Annotated in this window: 12 protein-coding genes; 5 read left to right on the top strand and 7 right to left on the bottom strand. The window is 72.3% G+C overall.

The window, feature by feature from the left end; genetic code table 11:
- On the bottom strand, positions 1–1008 hold a 1008-nt coding region (lipA, locus tag ABCQ75_RS14010), incomplete at its 3' end, for a lipoyl synthase (protein ID WP_345886125.1).
- Positions 1005–1685: a lipoyl(octanoyl) transferase LipB gene (gene lipB, locus ABCQ75_RS14015; protein WP_427916110.1), complete on the bottom strand. Its 681-nt coding sequence runs from the start codon at positions 1683–1685 to the stop codon at positions 1005–1007. The genes lipA and lipB, both read right to left, overlap by 4 nt.
- Positions 1686–1812: 127 nt before the next feature.
- On the opposite strand from lipB, the gene ABCQ75_RS14020 reads away from it, so the two are divergent.
- Positions 1813–3489: a protein kinase domain-containing protein gene (locus ABCQ75_RS14020; protein WP_345886129.1), complete on the top strand. Its 1677-nt coding sequence runs from the start codon at positions 1813–1815 to the stop codon at positions 3487–3489.
- A 76-nt stretch (positions 3490–3565) separates the two neighbouring features.
- Positions 3566–7162, top strand: coding sequence for a S41 family peptidase (locus tag ABCQ75_RS14025; RefSeq protein WP_345886130.1), 3597 nt, complete (start codon positions 3566–3568; stop codon positions 7160–7162).
- Between the two features lie 132 nt (positions 7163–7294).
- Here ABCQ75_RS14025 and ABCQ75_RS14030 read toward each other — a convergent pair whose 3' ends face one another.
- The 5 genes from ABCQ75_RS14030 to ABCQ75_RS14050 form a co-directional block, all read right to left on the bottom strand.
- Complete coding sequence (locus ABCQ75_RS14030) at positions 7295–7720, bottom strand: OsmC family peroxiredoxin (RefSeq protein ID WP_345886132.1); 426 nt, start codon at positions 7718–7720, stop codon at positions 7295–7297.
- A gap of 142 nt (positions 7721–7862) precedes the next feature.
- Positions 7863–8213 (bottom strand): hypothetical protein, encoded by a 351-nt coding sequence (locus ABCQ75_RS14035; protein WP_345886210.1) that lies wholly within the window; start codon positions 8211–8213, stop codon positions 7863–7865.
- Between the two features lie 97 nt (positions 8214–8310).
- Entirely contained in the window at positions 8311–10089 is a 1779-nt protein-coding gene (gene sucB, locus ABCQ75_RS14040; RefSeq protein WP_345886133.1) for a 2-oxoglutarate dehydrogenase, E2 component, dihydrolipoamide succinyltransferase, read from the bottom strand.
- Between the two features lie 52 nt (positions 10090–10141).
- Positions 10142–11524 carry a dihydrolipoyl dehydrogenase gene (gene lpdA / locus ABCQ75_RS14045; RefSeq protein WP_345886134.1) on the bottom strand — a complete coding sequence of 461 codons (1383 nt, stop codon included), beginning with the start codon at positions 11522–11524 and terminating at the stop codon, positions 10142–10144.
- 269 nt (positions 11525–11793) lie between these two features.
- Positions 11794–13344 carry a leucyl aminopeptidase gene (locus ABCQ75_RS14050; RefSeq protein ID WP_345886136.1) on the bottom strand — a complete coding sequence of 517 codons (1551 nt, stop codon included), beginning with the start codon at positions 13342–13344 and terminating at the stop codon, positions 11794–11796.
- 229 nt (positions 13345–13573) lie between these two features.
- Between ABCQ75_RS14050 and ABCQ75_RS14055 the strand changes: the two genes are divergently transcribed.
- The 3 genes from ABCQ75_RS14055 to ABCQ75_RS14065 all read left to right on the top strand — a co-directional run bounded on the left by ABCQ75_RS14055 (position 13574) and on the right by ABCQ75_RS14065 (position 17504).
- A complete protein-coding gene (locus ABCQ75_RS14055; RefSeq protein ID WP_345886137.1) occupies positions 13574–14527 on the top strand; it encodes a proteasome assembly chaperone family protein in 954 nt (317 codons plus the stop codon).
- A 9-nt stretch (positions 14528–14536) separates the two neighbouring features.
- Positions 14537–15850 (top strand): MFS transporter, encoded by a 1314-nt coding sequence (locus ABCQ75_RS14060; protein WP_345886138.1) that lies wholly within the window; start codon positions 14537–14539, stop codon positions 15848–15850.
- 118 nt (positions 15851–15968) lie between these two features.
- Positions 15969–17504, top strand: a complete 1536-nt coding sequence (locus ABCQ75_RS14065; RefSeq protein ID WP_345886139.1) for a DUF4192 family protein — start codon at positions 15969–15971, stop codon at positions 17502–17504.
- Positions 17505–17619 lie beyond the last annotated feature (115 nt).

Here is a 17619-nt window from a genome sequence, read left to right on the forward strand (position 1 = left end):
GGCGTTGCGGGCGGCGAGGAGGGTTGCGGCCTCCTGGCGGGTGGTGCCGGAGCTCTCGATGTGGGCCAGGTGGGCGGGGATCTCCAGGCCCTTCTTGCGCATCGCGGTGGCCCAGAGCCGGCCGGCGCGGTAGGAGGAGCGCACGAGCGGGCCGGACATGACCCCGAGGAAGCCGATCTCCTCGGCCTCGGCGGAGAGCTCGACGAACTCCTCGGGCTTGACCCACCGCTCCACGGGGTGGTGCCGCTCGGAGGGGCGCAGGTACTGGGTGATCGTGACCAGGTCGCAGCCGGCCTCGTGGAGGTCGCGCAGGGCCTCGGAGACCTCCTGACGGGTCTCGCCCATGCCCAGGATGAGGTTGGACTTGGTGACCATGCCCCGGTCCCGGCCCTGGCTGATCACGTCCAGGGAGCGCTCGTAGCGGAACGCGGGGCGGATGCGCTTGAAGATCCGCGGGACGGTCTCGACGTTGTGCGCGAACACCTCGGGGGCGGAGTCGCAGATCGCGCCGATGTGCTCGGGCCTGCCGGAGAAGTCGGGGATGAGGATCTCCACGCCGGTGCCGGGGTTGAGCTCGTGGATCCTGCGGACCGTCTCGGCGTAGAGCCAGGTGCCCTCGTCCTCGAGGTCGTCCCGGGCCACGCCGGTCACGGTCGCGTAGCGCAGCCCCATGGACTGCACGGAGCGGGCGACCTTGGTCGGCTCGGAGCGGTCCAGCGGGGAGGGCCGGCCGGTGTCGATCTGGCAGAAGTCGCAGCGGCGGGTGCACTCGGAGCCGCCGATGAGGAAGGTGGCCTCCTTGTCCTCCCAGCACTCGAAGATGTTCGGGCAGCCGGCCTCCTCGCAGACCGTGTGCAGGCCCTCCTTCTTCACCTGGCCCTTGAGCTGGACGAACTCCGGGCCCATCTGGACCTTGGCCTTGATCCAGTCCGGCTTGCGCTCCACCGGGACCTGGGCATTGCGGGCCTCGACCCGCAGCAGGCGGCGGCCTTCAGGGGCGAGCGTCATACGAGGGCTCCTTCGGTTGCTCGCGAGTCGTCGGCGACGAACTCGCCGGCGCGGCGCGCGAGCTCCTGGCTGATGCGTCCCGCGATGTCGCTCGGGCTGACATCCCGGCCGCACTCGGCCGAGATCGTGGTGGTGCCGGCATCGGTGATGCCGCACGCGATGATCTGGGCGTACGGCTCGAGGCTGTTGTTGCAGTTGATGGCGAACCCATGGCCGGTCACACCCTCGTGGACGCTGATGCCGATGGCCGCGATCTTGCGGTCCGGTCCATTCTCGTCGGCCCTGACCCAGACGCCCGAGCGGCCGTCCACATGCTCGGCCTTGATCCCATACTCGGAGATGACGGTGATCATGACCTCCTCGAGGAGCTCGACGTAGGCGCGGATGCCGCGAGGCTGCGCGAGCCGCACGATCGGATAGCCGACGAGCTGCCCAGGACCGTGCCAGGTGAGCTTGCCGCCGCGGTCCACCGGGACCACTGGGGTCCCATCGAGGGGACGCTCGTGGTCCTCGGTGCGCTTCCCGGCGGTGTACACGGCGGCGTGCTCGAGGAGGAGGACAGTGCTGGGGGCAGTGCGCGCGACCACGGCTGTGTGGAGGCTGCGCTGCGCCTCGAGCCCGGCTTCGTAGTCGACGAAGTCAGGCGCGAACCCGAGGTGGGTGAACGCAAGAGTCATGCCGACCAGCTTAACCCTCGCAGCGTGCCTGCGCCGAAGCCGTGTGTCCAAGGTCGCACTCGGGGCCTGCGGCCCGGCTTGTGGATAACTTCTGAGGCCGTTCCGCGATCTGCGGTAGACATGAGCCATGGAACCGCAGCCGAAGGGAGCCAGCCCGGTGCCGGCCGAGGGAGCGCCTGTGCCCCGTGTGCCGGGCTACGAGACCCTCCGCCGCCTTGGTGGAGGCGGGTCGGGCGACGTGTGGCTCGTCCGCCACGGAGCAACGGGCGCCCTTCACGCCGCCAAGGTAGTGCGCGCGCCAGGGCCAGCCGGGGCGGGCCCCGAGGAGGTCCTCGCCGCCGCCCGCCGCGAGGCCAGGATCGCTGGCGCGCGTGAACACGAGCACATCCTGGCCGTGCACGAGGTCCTCTTGGCCGAGTCCGACGGCGCGTGCCCAGGCATCGCCGCTCGTGACGGTGGGAGCAGGAACGCCGCAGGCATCGCGCTCGTCACGGACTACGCCGCGGGCGGGTCTCTCGCCCGCCTTGTGGCCGCGCGCGGACGTATCAGCGCGGGTGAGACCGTGACCGCGGTCGGCCCGATCGCACAGACGCTCGCAGGCCTGCATGCCGAGGGGACCGTGCACGGCGACGTCTCGCCGGGGAATGTCCTGTTCACGGCACAGGGCAAGCCGATCCTGGCCGACTTCGGCCTGGGCCGCATGCTCGGCGACCCGGCTGCAGTTGCGGCAGGGACCCCTGGGTTCGAGGCCCCGGAACCCGGCGCGGGCCCGGGGGCCGCCGCGCAGCTCGCGCTGCGGGACGTGTACTCGCTCGGGGCCCTCGTCTGGTTCTGCCTCACTGGGTCGCCGCCTCCGCGCACGGCGGAGCGGCCGCCGCTCGCGCTCGTCGCCGAGGACATCCCTGCTGCCCTCGCCGCGGCTGTCGAGGCCGCGCTCCGCGACGCCCCGCGCGAGCGGCCGTCCGCGGCGGAGTTCGGCCAGACTGTCTTCCGCAGCGCCCGGCCCGAGCCAGTGGACCTCGCCCCGGCAGTCGACGAGTCCGTCCTGCCCGAGCTGCTCACCCGCCTCCACGACGCCTCCGGGAAGGGCCGACGCCGCGACCGCAGGCTGGCCGCCCGCGCGTCCCGCCGGCGGGGCAGCGGCGCAGCCTCGGCCCCGCAGGCCAGGACGCCGCCGTCGCGAAGCCAGCACCCTGCCGGGCCCGCCGCGGTCCCGCGCCGAGCCGTGCTCACTGGGGCCGCGGCAGCGGTCCTGCTGCTCGTGGCCCTCGGGGCGGGCGCCGTCTGGGCAGGGTCCATCGCGCAGCAGCAGCGGTCACAGGCCGAGTCTGCCGTCCAGGCCGGGGCGAGCGGCTGGGGTGGACTTCCCGAGTCCCTGAGACGCTCCGCCGAGGCAGACGATCCGGTCCAGGCCGTCCAGGCGCTCTCTGAGATCCGCGCGAGGGCCATCGCGGACCGGGACCTGGGGATGCTCGCCGAGGTGAACGCCCCCGGGTCCCAGGCAGCCCACGCCGACGAGTCCCTCGTCCAGGCGCTTGTGGGCGAGGGGCGCCGGCTCGAGGGCTTCAGCGCGACCGTCACGGCAGCGCGGCTCGAGGCAGGGCCGCCCGCCGGGAGAGGCGGTGCGGCCGCGGCGGGGGACACCGCCGTCGTGCGCGTGAGCGTGGTGACGAGCGGCTACCGGGTGGTCGACGAGGCGGGGGAGCGCATAGGCGAGCAGCCTGCGGGGAAGGACCAGGAGCTGAAGGTGGTCCTCGTGAAGGGCTCCGAGCGCTGGCAGGTCGGGCAGATCCTGGGCGGCTGAGTGACCGGCGACACGATCGCCGCGGGGCCGGTCCGGCGGGACCCGCCCGCGCCGGGCTCCTGCCTATGATCGGTGGATGACTGGCTCCCGCTACTTCCGCTACCCGCACGTGCACGGTGACCGCATCGTGTTCGTCGCCGAGGACGACGTCTGGCTCGCCCCCGTGGCCGGGGGCCGTGCGTCCCGGCTCTCCTCCCTCGGCCTCCCAGCCCGGGCCCCGCGCTTCTCCCCGGACGGCCGCACCGTGGTCTGGACAGCGGTCCAGGGCAGCGCGCCGGAAGCCGTGTGCGCCGACGTCGAGGGCGGCGGTTTCCGCCAGCTGACCTACTTCGGGCACTCCTCGACGCGAGTCGTGGGATTCGACCCCGCCGGCCGGGCCGTCGTCGTGAGCGCCCACAACCAGCCGGACTCCCGGCTCACCCACGCGTACGCCGTGCCCTTGGACGGCGGATGGCCCGAGGAACTCCCCTACGGCCCGGTCGCCTCAGCAGCCTATGGTCCGCGGATCGGGGACGAGCGCCCGGTGGTCCTCGGAAGCGTCCTCTCGCGCGAGCCGGCGGCCTGGAAGCGGTACCGCGGCGGCACCGCTGGCAGGCTCTGGATCGATGCCGACGGCGGCGGCGGGTTCCGCCGGCTTGTCCCCGGCCTCGACGGCAACCTCTCGGACCCGATGTGGGTGGACGGCCGGGTCGCCTTCCTCTCGGACCACGAGGGGATCGGCAACCTCTACTCGGTCGACCAGGGCGGGGGCGACCTGCGCCGGCACACGGACTTCGACCGGTTCTACGCGCGCCACTCGAGCACCGACGGCCGCCGCATCGTCTTCGAGTCCGCAGGAGAGCTGTGGATCCTCGACGAGCTCGACGCCGAGGCGCGGCGGCTCGAGATCGCGCTCGCGTCGGCATCGACCTCGCGCCGCCCCGTGCCGCTCGCCGTGGGGCGGCACCTCGGCGATGCCGTGCCCAGCACCGACGGGCGCGCGAGCGTCGTCGAGGCCCACGGGACCGTCCACTGGCTCACGCACCGGGACGGGCCGTCCCGCGTCGTCGAGGCCACCCCCGGCGTGCGCGCTCGGCTCGCCCGTCCCCTCGCGGGGCCGTCGGTCGCGTACATCGCGGACCACGGCGGAGAGGAGGGGCTCTTCATCCGGCGCCTCCTCGCGGACGCCCCGGTGAACGTCCCCGGGCCCCAGGCATCCGCCGAGCTCGAAGGCGCCGCGCCCGAGGCGGCAGAGGCCATCACGGTAGGCATCCCGGCCCCCGTCCCGGCAGCCGGTGCGTTCGCCGGGTCCGCCGACGGAACGGCGGCCGAGCCGTTCGAGCCCGCCGTCCTGCGGGGCCGTCGCGGCAGCGCAGGGGAGACGGGCGATGAGGGGCCGGGCGCGGCCGCCTCACCTTCGACGCCGTCGGCCGACGCGCAGGCACCGGCCGCCGTCGCGGAGGGGTCCCGGCAGCGCACGCAGATCACGCTGCCGACCGCGAGCCGGGTCGCCGAGCTCCTCCCCAGCCCCGACGGCCGCCGCATCGCCGTCGGCACCGCATTCGGCGAGGTCCACCTCGTGGATGTCGAGGACGGCACGGCGGAGACTCTGAGCAGTGTCGGACAAGGCACCATCGATGACTTCGCGTGGAGCCCCGACTCGAGATGGCTCGCCTGGAGCGAGCCTGTCACGGCACTGGGGAGCCGGTCCCGCCTCCGCATCGCTGACTGCGTGGACGGGACGGTCGCAGAAATCACCGATGGGCGCTTCTGGGATGCCTCGCCCGCGTTCACGCCTGATGGCGCCTATCTCGCCTTCCTCTCGGGGCGCAGCTTCGACCCGGTCTACGACGGGCACTCCTTCGACCTGTCCTTCCCCAGCCCCATCAAGCCCTACATGGTCCCGCTCGCGGCCACGACGGCCGCACCCTTCGGGCCCCGTGTCGCGGACTTCGGGGCGGAGCGCGCGCAGGCAGACGACGCCGCTGCGGGCCCGCGCCGGGCGGGCGAGGAGGGCCAGGATGCCGGCTCGGTCCCGCCGGTCCGGGTGGACCTCGAGGGAATTGCCCACCGCGTGGTGGCGCTCCCCGTCCGCCAGGGCAACTACTCGAGCCTGACGGCGTCCGAGGGGGCTCTCCTGTGGCTCTCGCGCGACCTCGCGGGCGCCACGGGGGAAGGCCGCGCCAAGCCCGGCGACAAGGATCCGCTGCCGAGCCTCGAACGGCTGGACCTCGGCAAGGGGACGGTCACGACCCTCGTCGAGTCCCTTGACTCGTACCGCCTGAGCGGCGACGGCAGCCGCGTCGTGTTCATCCGCGAGAAGACCGTGCACAGCGTGCCCAGTGCTGCCCCGGCCGAGGACAGCCACCCCGACCACATCTCAGTTGAGCTCGACAGGATCCGCGTCCGGCTCAACCCGCTCGACGTGTGGCGGCAGGCCTTCGACGAGGCCTGGCGCCTCCAGCGGGACTTCTTCTGGACCCCGGACATGGCAGGCGCCGACTGGACGGAGATCGGGGAGCGGTATCGGGAGATCGTCCCGCGCCTCGGTTCGCACGACGACCTCCTGGACCTCCTCTGGGAGCTCCACGGAGAGCTCGGCACTTCCCACGCCTACGTCATCCCCGCGACCGTCACAGAGCCGGGGGCCGGGGGCCAGGGACGACTCGGAGCCGAGTTCGCGTTCGATGGCGGGTGGACGGTGCGCCGCGTCCTCGCGAGCGAGTCCTCCGACCCCCTCGCCGTCTCGCCGCTCGCCTCGCCGGGCGCCGACGTGCGACCCGGGGACCTGGTCCTCGAAGTGGACGGCGTTCCCCTCCGCCGCGACCTGCCGCCCGCGATGGCGCTCGCAGGGGCGGCCGGAAGGACGGTCGAACTGACCATGCTCAACGGCCCCGCCCACGGCGAGGCTGCCGGCGCGCGGCGGCGGATCGCCGTCGTGCCCGTGAAGGACGAGGAACGGCTGCGGTACCAGGACTGGGTCCAGGCGAACAGGCGCCTCGTGCGGGCGGCCTCCGAGGGCCGGTTCGGCTACCTCCACGTCCCGGACATGGGGGCACGCGGCTGGGCGCAGCTGCACCGTGACCTCGACACCGAGACCGCGCTCGACGCGCTCGTCGTCGACGTTCGCCGGAACCGGGGCGGCCACACCTCCCAGCTGGTCGCCGAGCTCATCGGGCGCCGGGTGACCGGATGGAGTGTGCCGCGGGGCGAGCAGCCTCGGACCTACCCGCACCATGCGCCGCGCGGTCCGGTCGTGGTCCTCGCTGACGAGTTCGCCGGCTCCGACGGCGACATCATCACCCAGGTTGCCAAGCTGCGGGGGATCGGTCCGGTCATCGGGACGAGGACCTGGGGCGGCGTGGTCGGAATCGACAACCGGTTCCGGCTGGCCGACGGCACCGGCGTGACCCAGCCGAGGTACGCGACATGGTTCTCCGGCGGGATCGGCTGGGACGTCGAGAACCGCGGGGTAGAGCCCGACATCGAGGTCCCCTACCCGCCGCACGCCTACGGGGCCGGCATCGACCCGCAGCTCGAGCAGGGGATCGGGGTCCTCAAGGAGATGCTCGCGGAGATCCCGACCCAGCGCCCCCCGGCGCGCGAGGGCTACCGCTCTGTTCGTCCCGCACCGCTTCCGCCGCGGCCCCAGGACAGGGCTGCCGCGGAGGCAGTGCCCGCCTACGAGGGCTGAGAGGCCGGGGGTCCGGGCCTGGGGACCCGTGCCCCGGGCGCGGGAAGGCCCCCTCCGCACCCAGTGCGGAGGGGGCCTTCGCGTCTTCCGGCGCCCGGGGCACTCCGGGCGCTGCCGCCTTGCGGCGCCGGCTCAGGACTCCAGCGTCGCCTCGAGGGTGATCGGGATCGAGAGCGCCTGGCTCACGGGACACCCGCTCTTGGCGGCATCGGCGATCTTCTGGAACTCGTCCTCGGCGATGCCCGGGATCCGGGCCGAGACGGTGAGCTTGCTGCCGGTGACGCCCTCGCCCGGCTGGAACCCGACCTCCGACTTCGCCTCGATGCGCTCGGCCTTGTAGCCGGCCTTGTCGAGCTCGTTGCTGAACGCCATCGAGAAGCACGCGGAGTGCGCGGCGGCGAGGAGCTCCTCGGGGCTCGTCTTGCCGCGGGCGTCCTCGGTGCGTGCCTTCCACGTCACCTCGTAGGTGCCGATGCCCGAGTAGTCGAAGGTCGTCTCGCCCGAGCCTTCGAAGAGGTTGCCCTGCCAGACGGTGTGCGCGTTGCGGATGGTAGCCATGCGTGCTCCTTGCTGTGGGTGTGCCGTAGCGCAGCCGGGAGGGACTGCGCCGTCCTCGCCATCCTAGGCACAACCCGGGCGCAGAGCGGCCCCGGCAGCCGCGCGTGACGCTGCTGCCGGGGCCTGTTGTTCCGAGCCGGGGCTAGTTCCAGAGGGTCGCGATCGCGACGTTGAGCAGGGCGAGCCCGCCGACTGCGTGCGCGAGGCCTGGCGAGACCGTCTGGCCTGCCTTGCGCCTGCGGTTGCCGATGAAGGCGAGCACGCCCACCACGAGGGCGACCACGAGCTTGACGATCAGCTTCGGGTAGTTCGCATCGAAGTCCAGTGCCGGTATGAGGCCCATGAGGATCACGCCCGTGAGCAGCTGGGTCATGGCACCGTCGAATTGGCGGGGGCCAACCGTGGGCTGCTTCATGGAGGCGATCCACGGGCCGATGATCATGGCGGCGCCGACGATGTGGAGGAAGACGACGACGTTGTAGGTAATGGACAGAGCGGTCATGGCTCAGAGTCTACTGGGGCGCCGGAGGCGGACGACGACGGCGCCCACCCCGTGTGGGGCGGGCGCCGTCAGTCTTTTCCCAGCGAGGTCAGAGGCCGAGGTCGGCCTCGAACGCGCCTTCCTCGAGACGGGCCTTGAGCGTCTGCAGGAAGCGCCCTGCGTCAGCGCCGTCCACGAGGCGGTGGTCGTACGTGAGCGAGAGGTACATCATCGAGCGGATGGCGATGACGTCGTCGCCCTCGGCGTTCTGGGTCACCCACGGGCGCTTGACGATGGCGCCGGTGCCCAGGATCGCGACCTGCGGCTGGTTGATGATCGGGGTGTCGAAGAGCGCCCCGACCGAGCCGATGTTCGTGATGCTGAACGTGCCGCCGGAGAGCTCGTCAGGGCCGATCCTGCCCTTGCGGGTGCGGTCCGCGACATCCGCGATCTTCGCCGAGAGGCCGGCGAGGTTGAGGTTGCCTGCGTCCTGGATGACCGGGACCAGCAGGCCCTTCTCCGTGTCGACAGCGATCGCGAGATGCTCCGCGTTGTGGTACGTGATCTGCTGCTGTGCCTCGTCATACTCGGCGTTCAGCTTCGGATGCTGCTTGAGAGCCTCGGCGACGGCCTTTGCGATGAACGGCAGGAACGTGAGCTTCGTCCCGTTCTGGGCGAGGAACTGGCCCTTCGCCTTGTCCCGGAGCTTGGCGATCTTCGTCATGTCGACCTCATGCACCTGTGTGAGCTGCGTCGACGTGTCGAGCGACTCGCGCATGCGGCGAGCGATCACCTGGCGGATGCGGGGGGCCTTCTCGGTGGTGCCGCGCAGCGACGAGGCTGCGGGGGCAGGAGTGCCTGCCGACGGGGCACTTGCAGGTGCGGGGGCCGCCTGCGGGGCCTTCGCCTCAGCAGCCTTGGCCTCGGCGGCTGCGAGGACGTCCTGCTTGCGGATCCGGCCGCCGACGCCTGTGCCGGTGAGGGCGGTGACATCGATGCCGTGCTGGTTCGCGAGCTTCCGGACGAGCGGCGTGACATACCCACCGGACTCTGCAGGCGCCTGCTGCGCGGGGGCCTGCTGTGCGGCGGCGGCCGGCTCCTGCGCTGGTGCCTGCTGTGCGGCGGGGGCCGGCTCCTGTGCTGGTGCCTGCTGTGCCTGCTCTGCGGCCGGCGCCGGCTGTGCGGGCTCCTCCTGTGCGGCAGGGGCCTCGGCGACGGGGGCAGCCTGGGCGGGAGCCCCCGAGCCCACCACTGCGAGGACAGCGCCGACTTCGGCGGTCTCGTCCTCGGGGACGCGGATCTCCAGAAGCGTCCCGGCAACGGGGGACGGCACCTCGGTGTCGACCTTGTCGGTGGACACCTCGAGCAGCGGCTCGTCGACCTCGACGGCATCGCCGACGGCCTTGAGCCAGCGCGTGACGGTGCCTTCCGTGACGCTCTCGCCGAGTGCGGGGAGGGTGACCTCGTGGCCTTCAGCAGCAGCCTGGGAGGCGGACGGCTCGGCTGGTGCCTCGGCGGCGGGCGCCTGGGACGGCGCCGCCTCGGCAGCAGCCGGGCTGCCCGACTCGGCCGGGGCGGCCTCGGACGGCGCCCCCTCTGCGGGGGCGGCCTCTGCGGGCGCGGCCGCGGCAGGCGCGCCGCCGTTCTCTGCTCCCTCGCCGATGCGGGCCAGCGGTGCGCCGACCTCGGCGGTCTCGTCTTCCCCGACGAGGATCTCCTCGAGGACGCCGGCGACCGGCGACGGGATCTCCGTGTCGACCTTGTCGGTGGAGACCTCGACGAGGGGCTCGTCGATCTCGACGCGGTCGCCCACCTGCTTCAGCCAGCGTGTGACGGTTCCCTCGGTGACGCTCTCCCCGAGCGCAGGAAGGTTGACGGTTTCAGACATAGGTCCCCGTGCTCCTTAGTTCTTCTCTCGTGCGAATGGTGAGGGCGTCGGATCAGCCGTGCAGCGGCTTGCCGGCCAGAGCGAGGTGGGCCTCGCCGAGCGCCTCGTTCTGCGTCGGGTGGGCGTGGATGAACTGCGCCACGTCCTCGGGGTGCGCTTCCCAGTTGACGATGAGCTGCGCCTCGCCGATCTGCTCGCCCATCCGGGTGCCGATCATGTGGACGCCGACCACGGGGCCGTCCTTCTGGCGGACCACCTTGATGATTCCGCCGGTGCCGAGGATGGAGCTCTTGCCGTTGCCGGCGAGGTTGTACTCCTGGGTGGCGATCTGGTCGTCGCCGAACTTCTCCTTGGCGGCCTTCTCGGTGTAGCCGACCGTCGCGATCTCAGGCTCGCAGTACGTGACCTTCGGGATGTTGACGTCCTCGACGATGACCGGGTTGAGGCCAGCGATCTCCTCGGCGACGAAGATGCCCTGCTGGTAGCCGCGGTGGGCCAGCTGCACGCCGGGGACGATGTCGCCGACGGCGTAGATGTTGCCCACGCCGGTGTGGAGGCGCTCGTTGGTGATGACGAAGCCGCGGTCGATGGTGACGCCGGCCTCCTCGTAGCCCAGGTTCGCCGTGACGGGGCCGCGGCCGACGGCGACGAGGAGGAGCTCCGCCTCGAAGGTCTTGCCGTCGACGAGGGTGACCTTGACGCCGTTCTCGTCCTGCTCGACGCCCTGGAAGAAGGTGCCGGTGTTGAACTTGATCCCGCGCTTCTTGAAGGAGCGCTCGAGCTGCTTGACGATCGCGGCGTCCTCGTTCGGGACGAGCGAGGGCAGGCCCTCCACGATCGTCACGTCGACGCCGAAGGACTTCCACACCGATGCGAACTCGACGCCGATGACGCCGCCTCCGAGGACGATCGCGCTCTTGGGGATGAAGTCCAGCTCGAGGGCCTGGTCCGAGGTGATGACGCGGCCGCCGATTTCGAGGCCCGGGAGGCTGCGGGAGTACGAGCCGGTCGCGAGGACGATGTTCTTGCCCCTGTACGCGGTGCCGTTGACCTCGATCGTGTCGGTGCCGACCAGGCGGCCCTCGCCCTCGATCACCGTGATGCCCTTGGCCTTGATGAGGCCCGTGAGGCCCTTGAACTTGCCGGCGACGATGCCGTCCTTGTAGGCGCGGACCGCATTGATGTCGATGCCCTCGAGCGAGACGTTGACGCCGTACTTGGAGGACTCGCGGGCGTGGTCCGCGAGCTCGGCCGAGTGCAGGTACGCCTTGGTGGGGATGCAGCCGTTGTGCAGGCAGGTCCCGCCGAGCTTCGCCTTCTCGACGAGGCCCACGGTGAAGCCGAGCTGGACGGCGCGCAGTGCAGCGGCGTAGCCGCCGCTTCCGCCGCCGAGGACCAAGATGTCGAATTCCTGCGCAGTTGCCGTCTCGGCCACGTGGACGCTCCTCGCCTTTGATGACGGCAGTGATCTCCGCCGTCGGATGTGACTTTGTCTCCGGCCTGCCGCGGTCAGCACAGGCCGGGTATCAGGGAAACCCTATATCCCTGACCGACTATGCTCCACCTTCACCCGTCCGAATGTCTCGGGCATGTGGTCAGAGTCACGGGAACTCTAGCACTTCCGAATCTCGGAAGATCAAATCCGCATCTTGGAACCCGGCTCGGACGTGGTCTCTCCGTGCCGGGCCCCGAGGCTCCGGCTGGTCAGGCCGAGGCGCCCTCGGCGAGCGCCTCGAGGTACGAGACCAGTGTGCGGACGGTCGAGCCGGTGCCCTGCTTGGGCGTGTACCCATAGGGGGAGCCCGTGTTGAAGGCAGGGCCTGCGATGTCCAGGTGCGCCCAGGGGATCGGGGTCCCGTCGGGCCGGTCGCCGACGAATTCCCTGAGGAAGATCGCGGCGCTGAGCATGCCCCCGGGCCGGTCGCCCACGTTGGCGATGTCCGCCGTCGCCGAGTCCAGCCCTGCCCGGAGCTCTTCCGGGAGCGGCATGGGCCACGCCGGCTCGCCTGCGGCGCGTGCGGCCTCCAGCAGCGGTCCGGTCACCGCCTCGTCGCCCATGATCCCTGCAGTCCGGGTTCCGAGGGCGATGAGGGCCGCGCCCGTGAGGGTCGCGACGTCGATGATCGCCCCCGGCGCTTCCTCGCTCGCGGCCGCGATCCCATCCGCCATCACGAGGCGCCCCTCGGCGTCGGTGTTCAGCACCTCGACAGTGCGCCCGCCGCGGATGGTGATGACATCGGCAGGACGCTGCGCCGTGCCTGAAGGCATGTTCTCGGCGATGCACAGCCACGCGGTCACGCCCACGCCGAGGCCCAGCCGCGCCGCGGCGGTGACCGCTGAGAGGACGGTGGCGGCCCCGGCCATGTCGCTCTTCATCTGGTCCATCTGAGCTGCCGGCTTGATGGAGATGCCGCCCGTGTCGAAGGTGATCCCCTTGCCCACCAGGTGCACGGAGCCCGCCTCCCGGCCTGCCCGCGCGGCGCGGGCGGGGACGTACTCGAGCTTGACCAGGCGCGGGGGGCGGGCCGAGCCCTGGCCGACGGCGAGGATGCCGCCGAAGCCGTCCTTCGCGAGCCTCTTCTCGTCCCAGACGGTGGCCTTGATGGGCAGGCCCTTGACGAGCTCGCGGGCCGCGTCGGCGAAGACCTCGGGGTAGAGGTGGCTCGGAGGCATGTTCACGAGTGTGCGGGCGCTGTTGACCGCAGCGCCCAGCACGCCTGCCCGCTCGAGGGCCCGCTGCGCGCCGCGCGTCCCGGCCGCGGGGGAGAGGATCACGGCGCGGCGGACGTTCGACCGCACCCCGTCCGAGGTCGCGCTCTTGAGCTCGGTGTACGAGTAGGCGCCGAGGGCCGCGCCCTCTGCGACGGCGGCGACCTCCTGCTCGCCCGGGGCAGGGAGCGCGAGGACGACCGTGTCCGTGCCCGCCAGCTGCCGCACGGCGGAACCAGCGGCACGGCGGAGCGCCTCCGGGCGCGGCGAGCCGTCGGCGTCGACCTTCCCCACGCCTGCGAGCGCGAGCACGGGCGCGCCCAGCTCGGGGAAGCCGGGCAGGCGGTGGAGCTGGTCGACCGCGCCGGTGATGCCCAGAGAGCGCAGGGTGGAGCCCACCGCTTCCGCGTTGCGTGCACCGAGGGGGCTGTCCAGGAGCACGGGGCCGTCCGCTCCGGCGGCGACGCCGACGACGACGACGTCGCTCGGCGTGCGGCGCAGGTCCTTGGAGACGGCTTCCAGGGTGACTTCGCGGTTGCTGAACACTTCGGTGGCCTCGCTTCTGCGCGCCGGCTCGAACCGGGCCGCGCTCGGGTTTCGCTGGACTTGCTTCAGGTCTGGTTCCGATCGTAGCCGCCCGTGGGGGGTGGGGGCGGAGGGAAGCGGATCGGAACAGGCGGACGCGGAGGGGGGAGGGAGTGCGGAGGGACGGGAGGGAATGGGTCAGGGATGCAGTGTGTTGGAACGTGGCAGGAAATCCAGAGAGGACCCCAAAGTGATCGATCCCGTGCCCGGGCCGCTCCAGGAGCCGGCCGGCCTCTACACCGCCGCCAGTGGACTCTCCGAGGATCCCGGGCTGCGCGGCCTCCCCCTCGTCATGGGCTTCACCGGCTTCGCCGATGCGGGCCAGGCCGTGCGGCAGGTGGTCGACGAGCTCATCCGCGAGCAGTCGGAGGGTGCTGTGGTCGCCTTCGACGCCGACCAGCTCCTCGACTACCGCTCGCGGCGCCCGCGGATCCGCTTCGTCGAGGACCACCTCGAGGGGTACAGCCCGCCCGAGCTGGCCCTGTACCGGCTCGCAGACGGGCTCGGGAGGCCCTATCTCCTCCTCGCCGGCCCCGAGCCCGACCTGCAGTGGGAGCGGTTCGTCCGCGCCGTCGTCGGGCTCGTCGAGCACCTCGAGGTGACGGCGACCGCCTGGCTCCACGCGATCCCGATGCCCGTGCCGCACACCCGGCCGCTCGGTGTGACCGTCCACGGCAGCCGTCCCGACCTCCTCGAGGGCATCTCGCGCTGGAAGCCGACAGTCGAGTTCCCGGCGGCCATCGGCCACCTCCTCGAGCTCCGGCTCATCGAGGGCGGGCACGACGTCACCGGCTTCGTCGTCCACGTCCCGCACTACCTCGCCGAAGCCGAATACCCCGGAGCGGCGGTGACCGGCCTCGAGCACCTCGGCGCCGCTACCGGCCTCATGCTCCCGAGCGACCGGCTCCGTGAGGCCGCCCGTGAGGTCGAGCGGCAGGTCGCGGAGCAGGTCGCCGCCTCGGCCGAAGTGCGTGAGCTCGTCGCAGCCCTCGAGCAGCGGTTCGACGACCGCTCGGCCGACGAGCCCCGCCGATCGCTGCTCGCAGGCCCCGCGGACGCGCTGCCGACCGCGGAGGACCTGGGCGCCGCAGTCGAGGCGTACCTCGCCGCGCGCTCCGAGGGAGAGGGGTCCGAGCCCGACTAGGATCGGGGGGTGAACAGCTGGCGCGCGTGGACGGTGTGGGGGATCGGGGTCCTCGCGTACCTCGTGGCGGTGATGCAGCGGACCTCCTTCGGGGTGGTAGGGCTCGAGGCGAGCGAGCGGTTCCATGCCGGCGGCACCCTCGTGTCCGCCTTCACGGTGCTCCAGCTCGTGGTGTACGCCTCCCTCCAGATCCCTGTCGGCCTGCTCGTGGACCGCTTCGGCACGCGCATGATGGTCACGGTGGGGGCCACCTTCATGGCGCTCGGCCAGCTGCAGATCGCGGTGGCGGAGACGGTCGTGACCGGCATCATCGGCCGGATGCTCGTGGGCATGGGGGACGCCATGACCTTCGTCTCGGTGCTGCGCCTCCTGCCCGCGTGGTTCGAGGGACGGCGCGCGCCCGTCCTGAGCCAGCTCACGGGCATGCTCGGGCAGATCGGCCAGCTCGTGAGCGTCCTCCCCTTCCTCGCACTCCTGCACGTATGGGGCTGGACCCCCGCGTTCCTCGGCCTCGCCTCGCTGTCCCTGCTCGTCATCGTCCTCGCGCTCGCGGGCATCAGGAATGCCCCGCCCGGTGCCAGTGCGCCCAGCGACGGCGCGGCAGAGGGATCCCGCGCCGTGCTCGCTGCCGCCTGGCGGCAGCCCGGCACCCGGCTGGGCCTCTGGAGCCACTTCACCGTGCAGTTCAGCGGGAACGTGTTCGCGCTCGCGTGGGGCTTCCCGTTCATGGTCGCCGGGCAGGGCTACAGCCCGGCCCAGGCCGCCGGGCTCATGGCCTTCTTCGTCGCCGTGGCACTTCTCGCGGGACCGCCCATGGGCCGGTTCGTCTCCCGCTTCCCGCTCCGCCGCTCGACCCTCGTGCTCGGCATCACCGCCCTCACCGCGGGGGCCTGGATCGCGGTCCTCGCGATCCCCGGCCGTGCGCCGCTGTGGCTCATGGCCCTCCTCGTGGCGATCCTGGCCATCGGCGGGCCGAGCTCGATGATCGGCTTCGACTTCGCCCGGACCTTCAACCCCTCCCACCGGCTCGGCACGGCGACCGGGATCGTGAACTCCGGCGGCTTCGTCGCCGCGCTCGTGGCGATGTTCCTCATCGGCTACCTCCTGGACGTCCAGCACGCGCTCGGACTCTCTCCCCAGGGCCTGTACAGCCTTGACGCCTTCCGGATCGCGCTGGCTGCCCAGCTGCTCATCATGGCAGTGGGAACGGCAGGGATCCTCGGAGCCCGGCGCAAGGTGCGGCGCGACCTTGCCGTGCAGGGCATCAGGGTCGCACCTCTGCGGGAAGTCTGGGCGGACTACTGGCGCAGCCGCGGCCGCTGACCTCCTCGGCCGGCTTCTCCTCTGCTGACTTCTCCTCCACAGCTGCTCGGCGCGGCGTGTCGTCCACATGTGCTGCGCGGGCGGCCCGCGGCTGGCCCGGTCCGCCCAGACTGGCGGAATGGACGAGAACCAGACCCCGCCGATCCGCCCACTTATGGCCCCGCAGGGCCATGCCCCCGGCCACGCCGCCGGCGCGGCCAGTGGTGAGGCGGACCCGCCCCATCCCGAGCCTCTCGTGATCCGCGATGCCGAGGACGTGCTCGGATACATCCCCCATGCCCTCGGCGAATGGCCGTGCGAGAGCCTCGTGGCCGTCACGCTCTGCGGCGGGACCCTCGGCGCGACCCTCCGGGTCGACCTGCCAGGACCCGCAGCCCCGGGATCAACGGGCCCGGTGCCCGCCTTTCCGGAGTCCGCCACTGCAGTGTCCGCCGCCTCGGGATCAGCGGTCCCAAGGCCCCACGGCGCGGACCCGAGAGCTGCCGGGCTCGCGCAGCTGGCCCGCGCCGTCGGCGAGTATGTGGCCGGAGACAGGTCGGTCGACGCTGTGGTGCTCGCCGTCTACACGGATGCGCCGTGGCCGGAACCGGGGAGGCCCCCGCACGCCGACGTCGTGGCAGCGGTCGAGGCGCGGCTCGTCCGTGCGGGGATCCCCATCCTCGACGCCTGGACGGTGGGCTCCGACCACTGGCGTACCTCGAGGTGCGTGGACGCGCGATGCTGTCCGTGGCCTGGGAAGCCGACGGAGGCCCTGCGCACGGGCCGGATCGGCGCCGAGATGGTGTACCGGGGAAGCTCGTACGGCGCCTACACAGTCCCTGAGGCCCGGGCCGGCCGCATCCCGCCTGCCGCGGCAAGCGCCGAGCTGGACCGCTACCGCGACGATCCGGAAGCGTGGTGGGATCCTCTGGCCTTCACCGCGGCCATCGCGGCGTGGGACGAGGTCCTCGACGGGCGGGTGCCCGCCGCGGGGTACCGCCTGCGCCTGCTCTCCCTCACCTTGGTCCGGCCCGCCCTGCGGGATGCGGTCATCGTCACCGCCGCGGCCGGCGCGGGCCTCGCCTGGCGTGGCAGCCGCGCCACGGCGCCGCTCCGGATGGGACCCAGGCCGGAGGTTCCTCCAGTGCTCCCGGGAGGTGCGGACCCGGCGACGGTGCTCGCAGCCATGGACCGATGGCGTGGGGAAGCGGCGCAGCGCACGCCAATCGACCCAACGGGCCGCGACGCCGGGGGGCCGGCGGGGGCGGGTGGAGGAACGCCCGCCGAAGGAGTGCCCGCGCGAGCCGAAGCGGTCGGCAACGGGGGCCATCCGGGCGCCGCTCAGGAGACCACCACGACCGAGTACGGGCTCGTGCTCGTGGGGGCCACAGGCATTGCGCCCGACTGGGAGCGGATCGGGCGTCTCGAACACGTGTGCGCGCTCCTCGCCCAGTCGGAGGAGCCCGAGGTCCGCGCCCCGGCGCTCACCCTCCTCGCCTGGGTCCACTGGGCTCGCGGGAGGGGCGGCCGCTCCCTGAGATGCCTCGAACGGGCTCTCATGGCGGATCCGGACTACCGGCTCGCCCGCCTCCTGAAGCGGCTCGTGGAGGCGGGCGAGCTCTCCGGCTGGGCACGCAGCCGCGAGACCGCGTGGCGGCGCTCGGCCGCGGCGTGATGACGCGCCTGAAGCGCGGGTGGAGACCCTGACCCGCCTCCCGTGCGAGAATAGACGCCAGACCCGGTTGGGTCCGAGGATCGGATGCCGAGAAAGTCCCGCAGCGCGGGAACGA

Origin of the sequence: Sinomonas halotolerans (assembly GCF_039615075.1) — a bacterium.
GTDB classification, from domain to species: domain Bacteria; phylum Actinomycetota; class Actinomycetes; order Actinomycetales; family Micrococcaceae; genus Sinomonas; species Sinomonas halotolerans.